The organism is Deltaproteobacteria bacterium CG11_big_fil_rev_8_21_14_0_20_42_23 (assembly GCA_002796345.1).
Taxonomy (GTDB): Bacteria; UBA10199; UBA10199; order 2-02-FULL-44-16; family 2-02-FULL-44-16; genus 1-14-0-20-42-23.
This window is the reverse complement of the sequence record PCXC01000027.1, coordinates 1-10,045: the sequence shown is the minus strand read 5'-3', so window position 1 is coordinate 10,045 and position 10,045 is coordinate 1. Positions and strand designations below refer to the sequence as shown.

Here is a 10,045-nt window from a genome sequence, read left to right as displayed (position 1 = left end):
CTTTTGTAAGTTCCATCCCTCCCACATCTCACTTTATCTCTTCTTTGTCAATTAGTGTTAACACGCCCTAGAAAATGTATACCACAAGTTGTTTTGTTGAGGCAGATTCATAGTGTTCCTTTGCGCTTGTAAGTATTCTGTAATGCTTGAGAGAGTGGATAACGAGCTGCAAGGCTTGTCAACTCTGTCTTTCACGGAGCATAAGTTTTCAGTATACAATCGCTCTCGTAAAATTCATTACTCCAAAATCATACTTTCCCCTATAGAAATTTTTCCAAAAATATTCAAACTCGCCGCCTGGTGTAGTTCTTTTCAATTATTGTTCTCTTCAAGAAGTTTTTAAAAGGAGAGAACACCAAAGACTAAGGAGGTAGGTATGAGAAAAAAGTTGGTATCTAAGAAGGTTGTGGAAGAAAGTTCACTACAAGAAGGGAGTACATATGATGATCCGGAACATTATAAAATATTTTAAAGTATCAGCTTTGTTTTTTTCAGTAGCATTACTTGTAAGTTGCGGTGGAAATAAAACACCATCCGCTGAAAACGCATCTGCAACAGGAGATGGGGCGAGAGGAAGTTCGCAATTTATTCTTCCTGCCAATATAACGCCACAACCTGGTATGGGAGTGTTGGTATTAGGGGTGATAGGCCCAGATACAACCACAGCAATTATTTCAGGGCCAGATGATTTCAATGAAAACCGTGAAGTAAATGCTTCAGAACCTTTGCTGCTTGATTTGAATCCTGGAACCTACATGGTTGCAGTTTCACAAGTAAATGGTTGGAACCTTACCACTTCTAATCCGCTTATTGTTAATCTTGAAGAAGGTATGGTTGAAGTGGGAGTGTTTGAATACGAAATGTTGTCAGACAGCAGAGCGCCTCCTGTTGCATCTTACAGAGGTGCCGATGGACAGCTTGTTCAAATTAGAGAAGAAGATATGACCGATGAGCATTTTGTTTTTTATGCCTGGCTTAGAGATCAAGAGGGCGGAATTGATCCTACCCTTTTAACTGCATTGCCTGCTCACACCACTCCTCCTCTTGAGGAAGAACAACGCGAGTCAGCTCCTAGCTTCACACAAAATCTTGCGGCTGCTTTTATTGGCTACAAAGATGACACGGGAAATGTATTTCCAATCATCGGAGCAAATGTAAGATGGCAAATTGAAGAAAGTGCTAGTTATAACAAAGGTTATCGCGAGCGCTCATCAGCCAAAGGACGTATTGGCTTTGGTGCTACAGGTGGCGGCGGAAATGCTTGTGGACAGGGCCCTGCAGCTGAAATGGGTTGTGTAGATAATAACCAAGCAGCTACGTACACGGCCAATGGCTCCATAAGAAATACAGTGCGTTTTCCTCTTGCGGTTGAAGGCGCATCATCTTTTCCATTTTTTAATTTAACTGGAATCCTCTCACCCGATCTTGATGGTTTGGCTTGGGTTACTCTCTTTTCATTGGATGTGAGAGCAGAAGCCAGAGTTGCGGTGATTGGTTTCGTAAATGGAACTGAAATTGGAAAAACTGTATTGTATAAAAAGTTTATTCCAAAACCAAAAATTGAAGTAGAAAAAACAGTAGAAGTAGATGGCGAAGTAAGACCTGATGAAGATGTTACGTTCACTGTTCGTATTAGTAATAGCGGACTTGGAGTTGCTCATAACATTACGCTTGAAGATAGACTCGCATCAGGAAATGATGATGTTTACTCACTTTCCGCTCCAGGAGGAACAGCTCCAGTGGGCGATAGTGGATTTGATACTACCGGAATTGATTTAGCACCGGGAGAACATTTTGACTTTGTCTTTACCGCATCAGCATCAGCAACAGGTGCTTATTGCAATGAGGCAAAAGTTATTTCCTTTACCGATGAAGAAGATGAGTTGAGTAATGTTTCCATTTCTGACCAAGCCTGTTTCGAAGTGGTTGAACCAAACGTTACAATTCTTAAAGACTTTGTAGACGCTGAAGGTCAAACACTTGGAGATCACCTCATTGTAACGGCAAACACTGAAGCAATGTTAAGAGTTCGCTTGATCAATGATGGCACCGGAACTGCGCACCGTGTGCGTGTTACAGACAGACTTGTTTCGGATGTAGATTTAACTCAATATGAAATCACCCAGCTTCCAGATGCAACTGATGGTGTAAATCAGGATGCGAGTGAAGATGGAAGTTTTGAAGGTTGGGACGATGAACGAAATGATGGCGATTTCTTTACGCTCCTATCTGGTGATTCTGTTACCTATCTCTTCAAAGTTGTGGCGCACCAAGATGATGTTTACTGTGATTTGGCCAGATTCATTTATGTTGATGGACCAGATGATCAAACCGAAATCACCGGCGAATCTCAAGCATGTCTTGATGTAAGAACTCCACATCTCAGAATAGTAAAAGAAAATAATCTTACTATTGTAAATCCAGGAAGAAATTATTCATCAACGATTACGCTTACAAACGTTGGTGCTGGAATTGCGCACGATGTTCTTCTTGAAGATAGAATTGGTTTGGGACCTCAACCCGACAACACTATCTATGTTGAACTTGTAAGTGCTGATCGTAATGGAGAAGCTGGTGTCTTTTCACCAACAACTCAAACAGTAGGCTTTACAAGTATTGATCTCAATCCTGGAGATTCAGTAACAGCATTGATTGTGAGTCGTGTTCCAGACGCATCTTCACCTGGACAGTATTGTGATATCGGCAAATTCAACAGCAGTGATGCGGGCAGTGGCGAAGCGCAAGCTTGTATAACTGTTCCATCCTTTGTTGCTTTGCAAACACAATTGGTAGACAGTGTTGATCCACTTCGTCTTGGTGAATCCACTACCTATAGTGCCGTGCTCTATAACGAATCTCGTTCTAATAGCAGCGCGCATCAAAACCTAATCACCTACAGTTTTGGTCTTGATGATCCTAGCGACGCTATTGGTACAGCTGGATATTTTGTTCAATCATCAACACAGCTCTATCGCGATACAGCGCCCGTTCAAAATACAGTCACCGGTCTCATTGTTTCAGATTCCAGCAATGCCAGTGCTGCACTTCTCACTGAAGGAGTTGATTATACGCTTACAACGGATACTCAAGGATTACAGGTGATCACCTTTAATTCATCCTTTACGCTTGCTCCAAATGAAGCCATTTATATGCTTCATGAATCAGCAGCAAGTGAAGGAACTCCAGATGGAAATTACACCACAGGTTATATTTGGAATTCTAATGATGTAACGGATGACACAGCATTGCAGGCAAGTTCTTCAGAACCAACTACAGTTCTCGAATAGCAAGCCGGAAGCTTCAATGCATGTAACAACAAGATGGCCCATGAGAGTAAAATCTCGTGGGCTTTCTTTTTTTTACTTCAAGTAAAACCTTATGGTGAAGAAAATTTTTTAGTGAGCAACAAGAACAAAAAGGAAGAAGGCTCTTTGTTGTATACAAAAAAAAACTTTTTAGACGTTGACGAAATGAATGAGGCTGTGATTTCTTCCCACTCTAGGATCTTCAAAATGTTATGAAAACCTGGGGGAGATTGGATGAGTTATGAATTCATTGCAGATGCTTCCAAAAGAAAAAACGAAAGTTTTCATTGTTGATCCGCAACCCATTGTTAGCTTTGGGTTTGCGCAGCTGATCCACCAAGAACAAAATATGGTTTATTCTGGTGCTGCAATAAATGCGGAAAATGCATTAAGTTCTATAGCGAAAATAAAACCAGACTTTGTTGTGATTGATATTTTTCTGCCTGGGTTAAGTGGAATTGAGTTGTGTAAAAAATTGCTTGCTGAAAATGAGAACTTGCTCATCCTTATGACTTCCACTTGTCACGATGCTTCTCATGTTGAACGTGTTCTGCGGCATGGTGCAAAGGGTTACATTACCAAACAAGAAAATTGCAGCGATCTCATTTCCGCCATCAAGCATATTGTGAATGGCAGAACCTATATCACCAATAAATATAAAGACGAAATTATAGAAGGCTTAGTGGGAAGAGCTGGTGTTTTCAGTTTTCCTTCAACCGAAATACTCAGTGATCGTGAACTAGAAATTTTATACCTCATTGGGCAAGGATACACCAATCATCAGATTGTTGATCAATTGCATGTCAGTATAAAAACGGTTGAATCACATAACGCTCACATAAAAGAAAAACTTCACTTACAACATGCGCATGCCCTTATCCAGTATGCAGTGAAATGGACCATATCTGCGCAATTGTGAAGAACATATATTCCGACTGAATTTTTTTTCGGCAAGAGTGAGTTTAAAGATTGTTTTAATAGGAGGATGATTTGTTCATCATAAGTTGATGATAATCTCTAATCAATTGAGTTTGAAGTTGTGCAATGGCACTTTTATCAATGGGAATCTGCATCATTTCTGCTACAGATTTAAATTGATCAATTTCACTCATAATAATAGTTGCTTGATAATCGAAAGGCTTTTGTGAGGCATTGCGGGCTCTTTCCAATTTTTCATTTAATTCCACAAAATTTGCGATGGGTTTTCCCGCAGGGAACGCTGCGTAACCGCAGTTTTCCTTCATGAAGCGAAGGGCGTCATCTTCGGAAATAACTTCTTGTTCAGCACCTTTGGCAAGCGAAGCTTTTTTGAACGTAATGAGAGACGGCAGAATGCGTCCGAATGATAGTTCGTAAGCAAACACCGCTTCCTTATTGTTGGAACATACTTTATTTGTACTCATAAATACTCCTGGAAAATATCGTATAGCAGAGAAGTTATCGTCATCTCTTTAAGTTTGTTGCTAGAAAAAGGTGGGGATGGGGTGTTTTGATCGTTGCTGCGAATAGTGCCTTGATTTTAAAAGGTAATTTTCTAATAAACAAGCAGCTTTTAGTGCTCATCCTTCCAATTCCACCACTTCAACTTTTCAGCATCGTGGTGTTTATGTTCTGCGAAGTAAACAGCGCACCTGAAAACGTAGAGCAAACAACGATCTTGAACAGTGCCGGCAACAGCATTCGACTGCTCATACAGCTTTTGCGGGTCTTTGCCTTTAAGATCGGCAACTTCACGAATGCCAATATCCCACAAATCCCGAGCAATACTTTTCCCCACGCCGGGAATAGTTTGAAGGTTTTTGAGGTTTGGGTTCTTCATACGAGGGGAAATTAACTTCTTCATGAGGATAAGCAATTAAAAAATGGAGTAAAAAAAGTGAAAGAAAGAAGCACCTTTTTTTACTGTGCGTCGATGCAAACGAACCTTTCCCGACCTTTTTAAGTGGTGGTTACACATTTTGTTACACATTCCCAAAAACGCATCTCAACTCCTCACTCGAAACCAAGAAAAACGCTTTAAAACACCAACTCCCCCGTGGGCCCTGCTGGACTTGAACCAGCGACCAGTCGATTATGAGTCGACTGCTCTAACCAACTGAGCTAAGGGCCCACGGGAGAGTCAAAGTGTGCGGTGGGTGGGCGAAACGCAGAGTCAGCTTCCTACTTTTTCGGGATTTTAAATGCAACTCTGTTTTTCTAGCACGAGAGCCGAAGCTCAAAAAAGCATTGCAGTCTGAGGCTGCTGCAATTACACCCTCACGCCTATGACAAATCCAGCCTTTTTAGCGGAGCTCTCTCAGCTTTTTCAGCTTCAGCAGATTGACCTCAAGCTTCATTCCCTCCAAAAACAGCTGGCACTTTTCCCACAGCAACATACGGAAAAAAAGCAGGTATTCGATGCCTTCGCCGCCATAGTGGCACAGCATCAGGCTTTGCTGGCCGAGACCAAGCGCCTGAAGGAATTTCGCGAATCCCAGCTAGAAACTTTGCAAGCCAGCCTGAAGGAAAAAGAACAAAAAATGCTGCAAATCTCCAGCTTCAAGGGCTACGAGGCCATGGAGAAGGAAATCTTCGAGGCCAAACAGGCTATAAATACTGTGGAAGAGCAGCTTTTGGAGCAAATGGAAAATTTAGAGCAGATTTCTGAAAAAACCACGCAACTTCAAACTCAGTTTCACGATAAGGAAAGCGAGTTTAGTCAGTTTGAGGCAACACTTGCAGATCAACAAGCTGTTTGCGAACAAGAACAGCGCGCACTGCTGGAATCACGCAACAAAGTTTTTCCTTCGATTTCTCAAGAGCTGTATCAACAATACGAATTCATTCGGAAGCGATATCCGGAAGCCTTGTGTGCAGTGAGCAAAGGCGTGTGCGGTGGATGCCGCTTGAGTTTGCCGCCGCAAGTAAAACTGCAACTTGCAAAGGCTGAAAAATTTTTACATTGTCCTTCATGCCAGCGCTTGATTTATGATACACTTCACGTCGCTGAAAAATGAAGTGAAACAATAACAAAAGGAGCACATTATGAGTTTTGTCGGAATGCCAAAAGGAACAGTGGGAGAACTGCTGTTGTATATGGCCGACTACGAAAACTTCGATCACACGTGCAAAGAGTTGAATGGTGAAATGACTCCTGTGCAAATTAAAGCTGTGCTGCGCGATGTAGGTGGTATGCTTGTGCGCGAGTCGCGAAGCGAAGAGAAAAAATTCAATCTTTCTGGAAATCGTTCTTTAAATCCCCAAACAAAAGAAATGATTTCTTGTCTTTCTCCAAACGAAGAGCGAAAGATCTTGGCCACGTTTGGTTTGCTTGATGTTGATTAAGATACAATAGTTTTGGCAATTCTGTGTCCTTGCGAAGGAGCGTAGCGACTGCGGCAATCTCCTCTGACAATTCAAAAATGGAGATCACCTTGCCTGACCGGCAGGCAGGCCACGTCGCTACGCTCCTCGTGATGACAATGAGAAACACACATGGAACTCACTATATACACAGACGGAGCCGCAAGAGGGAATCCTGGTCCAGCAGCAGCCGGCGCAATTTTATTCGACGCTGAAGGAGAGACACTTGGAACCGTCAGCGAATATTTGGGCGAGACCACCAATAACCAAGCCGAGTACCGCGCCTTGGTGTTAGCGCTTGAAAAAGCAAAAAGCTTGGGCGGAAAAAAACTCAAGATTTTTGCAGACTCAGAGTTGATGGTGAAACAAGTAAATGGAGTCTACCGCGTAAAGCACGATGACTTGAAGCCACTCTTTCAAAAAGTTTTGCAACTGCTTGATTCATTTGAAACTTTCTCTCTTGAACACGTGAGAAGAGAAAAAAATAAAGACGCAGACCGTTTGGCGAATTTGGCTCTTGATTCACATATGTAGTTCGTATAAACGAGCTTCGCTCTTTGAAAACAACGCAAGGGAGACAGTCGCTTTGGCTTCGGCCACAGAGGAAAGTCCGAGCTCCGTATGGCATCCTGCTAGATAACGTCTAGACACCAGTTGAACATAAAAAGAATGGTGATGGAAAGTGCCACAGAAAAAAACCGCCTGCTTAGAGACTAGGAACTAGAGACTAGAAACAAGGAGTTTTCTTGCCATACCATAAATTAAAAGTAGTTCAACAATCGTACGATTTGGCTTTAAGAGTGCACAAGCTGACGCTTAATTTTCCAAAGATTGAGCAGTATGCTTTGGCACAGCAGTTGAGAAGTTCCTCGAAGTCCATTTCTGTCAATATTGTTGAAGGTATGGGAAAGCAAGAATCTCAAAAAGAGGTTTCTCGTTATTTGAGAATTGCTCTCGGTTCTTGTGATGAAACAAGGATGTGGGTTCAGTTTGCTAAAGATCTTGAATATCTTTCCCATGATGATTTTCAACTTTTGAGTGATCAATATTGTGAAGTTGGAAAAATGATTCGTGGCTTATTGAAAAGATATTCCCATCTCTAGTATCTAGTTTCTAGCTCCTAGTTTCTAGCATGGCAAGGGTGAAAAGGTGGGGTAAGAGCCCACCGCGCTTTTGGCGACAAAAGTGGCAAGGTAAACCCCAGGAGGAGAAAGGCAAATAGTTTTGTTGATCGAAAGATCGTCGTTAGCCAGACGATGTAGCTTGTCTACAGCAAAACGGGTTGCTGCTTGAGTTTGCCGGCGACGGCAAACCTAGATGAATGACAGTCGTTCGCGAAAGCGAGCAACAGAACTCGGCTTATGAACTTGCGTCTTTTTATATAAAAACCCGCTTACAAGGCGGGTTTTTTATTGCGCGTATGGTGAAAAAACTGCTGAAACTTATTTCACCTCTGTAGTGCAAAGAGCAATTACAGATTCTGGATGAAGGTCATTTCCAACAGGTGAATTGCTAGCGTTTTGCGAATAGACGATAATGGGTTCGCAGCCTATGAAATATTCAGCATATTGCTTAACGTGAGCAGCATATTTGTCGATACAACGATCGAGAAGATAATTTGGCTCATTCTGGTGCTCGCCTGCTTCATCTGCAATTTTTTTATAATCGCAGATGAGAACAGAAGCATGCGTCTGAATGGGTTTTTCATTGCGATGGCAAGTTACAAGTAATGAGTGGGTGATAGCGACATAAAGATTCGCTTCTCTAACTTCTTTAATATTGCAGCTAAGGTATTGTGACTCTAGTTCAGTTCTCGCTGTGGCGTTAATAAATTGAGCAGCTGCACTGTCACAATTAGTTGCAGGGAATGGGGACGTTTTATAGAAGCATCCAAAAGAAGCAACTGTTACATTGGTTTTTAATTTTTGAGTTGGTTCCGCCATGTCTTTCTCCTTTTCAATTCCCCGCAAAGCGAGTCGCTATCTGCATTTCTTCGTCAGCGCAAGAGTAAAGTAAAATTTTCTTGTGATCTCTTTCCCTTCTCGATTATAAGAACCGTTCCTTAAGGGAGGAGAAATTATGCAAGAAGCCGTTATTGTAGATGCCGTTCGAAGCCCCATGGGGCGTGCCTTAAAGGGCCAATACATTCACACCAGAATTGATGATATCGCTGCCGAGTTAATTAAAGCTCTGCTTGCGCGTAGCACATCGTTCAACCCACAACTTGTCGAAGATGTCTTATTTGGTTGTGCCATGCCCGAAGGTGAGCAAGGTTTAAACGTTGCTCGCAACATCTCATTTTTAGCAGGTTTGCCGCTTTCAAGTGGAGCAGCAACCATTAATCGTTTTTGCGCTTCATCACTCACAGCCTTAAACCATGCAGCTCAAGCGGTGATGACAGAAAATGGCGAAGCTTTCGTAGTGGGTGGAATTGAATCGATGAGCCACGTGCCCATGGGTGGTTTCAACCCAAGCCTCAATGAAAAACTGATGCGCGATGGAAATCCCGATGGCTACATTGCCATGGGCACCACCGCAGAAACCTTAGCAAGCCAGTATAAAATTGGCAGAGAAGAACAAGATCAGTTTGCGTTAGCATCGCATCGCAAAGCGGTTTCCGCAATGCAGCAAAATAAATTTGCAAATGAAATTGTTCCCATCACTATTACAGCTGAAGATGGCAGCGCCAGCAAAACCAGTAAAGACGAAGGCCCCAGAGCAGATTCGTCACTCGAGAAACTTGCATCCCTTAAACCTGCCTTCAGAAAAGATGGAACGGTTACCGCTGGAAATTCTTCACCGCTCACCGATGGTGCTTCTGTTTTGCTGGTGATGTCGAAAAAATTAGCGAAAAAATTAAAGCTGCAACCTTTGGCGCGTGTTCGTTCCATGGCAGTTGCAGGAGTTGATCCAGCGCTGATGGGTATTGGGCCTGTTGCTGCTGTTCCCAAAGCTTTGCAGCGTGCCGGCTTAAAAATGAAAGACATCGATCTCATCGAACTCAACGAAGCGTTTGCCGTGCAATCACTTGCGGTATTGAAAGAGTTAGGCATCGATGAAAAACGTGTAAACATTCATGGTGGAGCTATCGCACTTGGTCATCCCCTTGGTGCAAGTGGAGCCAGAATCATGACAACTTTGTTGCACGCGATGAAAGAGAAAAAAGCAAAGTATGGTTTGGCCACCATGTGTGTAGGCGGAGGCCAAGGTGTGGCAACGATTGTAGAGCGGTTGTGATTTTTATTGTTATTTCTGCGAAGTTTTTGCAGGGAATTGATTTTTCTTTGTCATCCTCGCGAATGCGGGGATGTGGATTCACATTCGAAGTGCAACACTTGGTTCAAGAAGACCTCAGCAGGAGTTCGATAACCAAGACACTTCCGGGGAGTGTGGTTATA

At 42.6% G+C, this 10,045-nt stretch carries 10 protein-coding genes, 1 tRNA gene and 1 other RNA gene; 8 read left to right on the top strand and 4 right to left on the bottom strand.

All coding sequences use genetic code 11. The annotated features are described in order from the left end of the window. The first annotated feature begins 440 nt into the window (after positions 1–440). The 3 genes from COV43_02835 to COV43_02825 are packed head-to-tail and all read left to right on the top strand — an operon-like array spanning position 441 to position 4,224. Positions 441–3,287: a hypothetical protein gene (locus tag COV43_02835; GenBank protein ID PIR26072.1), complete on the top strand. Its 2,847-nt coding sequence runs from the start codon at positions 441–443 to the stop codon at positions 3,285–3,287. A 33-nt stretch (positions 3,288–3,320) separates the two neighbouring features. Further along, positions 3,321–3,521: a hypothetical protein gene (locus COV43_02830; protein PIR26071.1), complete on the top strand. Its 201-nt coding sequence runs from the start codon at positions 3,321–3,323 to the stop codon at positions 3,519–3,521. 25 nt (positions 3,522–3,546) lie between these two features. Then, positions 3,547–4,224 (top strand): DNA-binding response regulator, encoded by a 678-nt coding sequence (locus COV43_02825; GenBank protein PIR26070.1) that lies wholly within the window; start codon positions 3,547–3,549, stop codon positions 4,222–4,224. 55 nt (positions 4,225–4,279) lie between these two features. Here COV43_02825 and COV43_02820 read toward each other — a convergent pair whose 3' ends face one another. From COV43_02820 to COV43_02810, 3 genes are all read right to left on the bottom strand, one after another. After that, the gene (locus tag COV43_02820; protein ID PIR26069.1) at positions 4,280–4,708 is read right to left on the bottom strand and encodes a hypothetical protein; all 429 of its coding nucleotides are present in this window, start codon (positions 4,706–4,708) and stop codon (positions 4,280–4,282) included. Between the two features lie 149 nt (positions 4,709–4,857). Next, the gene (locus COV43_02815; GenBank protein PIR26068.1) at positions 4,858–5,124 is read right to left on the bottom strand and encodes a pathogenicity locus; all 267 of its coding nucleotides are present in this window, start codon (positions 5,122–5,124) and stop codon (positions 4,858–4,860) included. A gap of 217 nt (positions 5,125–5,341) precedes the next feature. Next, positions 5,342–5,415, bottom strand: a tRNA-Met gene (locus COV43_02810). 154 nt (positions 5,416–5,569) lie between these two features. Here COV43_02810 and COV43_02805 point away from each other — a divergent pair. From COV43_02805 to rnpB, 4 genes are all read left to right on the top strand, one after another. Then, positions 5,570–6,301, top strand: a complete 732-nt coding sequence (locus COV43_02805; GenBank protein PIR26067.1) for a hypothetical protein — start codon at positions 5,570–5,572, stop codon at positions 6,299–6,301. Between the two features lie 28 nt (positions 6,302–6,329). After that, complete coding sequence (locus tag COV43_02800; protein PIR26066.1) at positions 6,330–6,629, top strand: hypothetical protein; 300 nt, start codon at positions 6,330–6,332, stop codon at positions 6,627–6,629. Between the two features lie 150 nt (positions 6,630–6,779). After that, on the top strand, positions 6,780–7,181 hold the full coding sequence (locus tag COV43_02795) for a ribonuclease H (protein ID PIR26065.1): 402 nt from the start codon (positions 6,780–6,782) through the stop codon (positions 7,179–7,181). A 31-nt stretch (positions 7,182–7,212) separates the two neighbouring features. Continuing rightward, an RNA gene (gene rnpB / locus COV43_02790) (RNase P RNA component class A) lies at positions 7,213–8,025 on the top strand. 64 nt (positions 8,026–8,089) lie between these two features. On the opposite strand, the gene COV43_02785 is transcribed toward rnpB, so the two are convergent. Continuing rightward, positions 8,090–8,590, bottom strand: a complete 501-nt coding sequence (locus COV43_02785) for a hypothetical protein (protein ID PIR26064.1) — start codon at positions 8,588–8,590, stop codon at positions 8,090–8,092. Between the two features lie 136 nt (positions 8,591–8,726). Between COV43_02785 and COV43_02780 the strand changes: the two genes are divergently transcribed. Beyond that, complete coding sequence (locus tag COV43_02780; GenBank protein ID PIR26063.1) at positions 8,727–9,884, top strand: acetyl-CoA C-acyltransferase; 1,158 nt, start codon at positions 8,727–8,729, stop codon at positions 9,882–9,884. The last annotated feature ends 161 nt before the right edge of the window (positions 9,885–10,045 follow it).

Bases quoted from the DNA above. Each gene is read 5' to 3' on its own strand.
- COV43_02835 (PIR26072.1), top strand. From the start codon at position 441: ATGATGATCCGGAACATTATAAAATATTTTAAAGTATCAGCTTTGTTT.
- COV43_02830 (PIR26071.1), top strand. From the start codon at position 3,321: ATGGCCCATGAGAGTAAAATCTCGTGGGCTTTCTTTTTTTTACTTCAA.
- COV43_02825 (PIR26070.1), top strand. From the start codon at position 3,547: ATGAATTCATTGCAGATGCTTCCAAAAGAAAAAACGAAAGTTTTCATT.
- COV43_02820 (PIR26069.1), bottom strand. From the start codon at position 4,708: ATGAGTACAAATAAAGTATGTTCCAACAATAAGGAAGCGGTGTTTGCT.
- COV43_02815 (PIR26068.1), bottom strand. From the start codon at position 5,124: ATGAAGAACCCAAACCTCAAAAACCTTCAAACTATTCCCGGCGTGGGG.
- COV43_02805 (PIR26067.1), top strand. From the start codon at position 5,570: ATGACAAATCCAGCCTTTTTAGCGGAGCTCTCTCAGCTTTTTCAGCTT.
- COV43_02800 (PIR26066.1), top strand. From the start codon at position 6,330: ATGAGTTTTGTCGGAATGCCAAAAGGAACAGTGGGAGAACTGCTGTTG.
- COV43_02795 (PIR26065.1), top strand. From the start codon at position 6,780: ATGGAACTCACTATATACACAGACGGAGCCGCAAGAGGGAATCCTGGT.
- COV43_02785 (PIR26064.1), bottom strand. From the start codon at position 8,590: ATGGCGGAACCAACTCAAAAATTAAAAACCAATGTAACAGTTGCTTCT.
- COV43_02780 (PIR26063.1), top strand. From the start codon at position 8,727: ATGCAAGAAGCCGTTATTGTAGATGCCGTTCGAAGCCCCATGGGGCGT.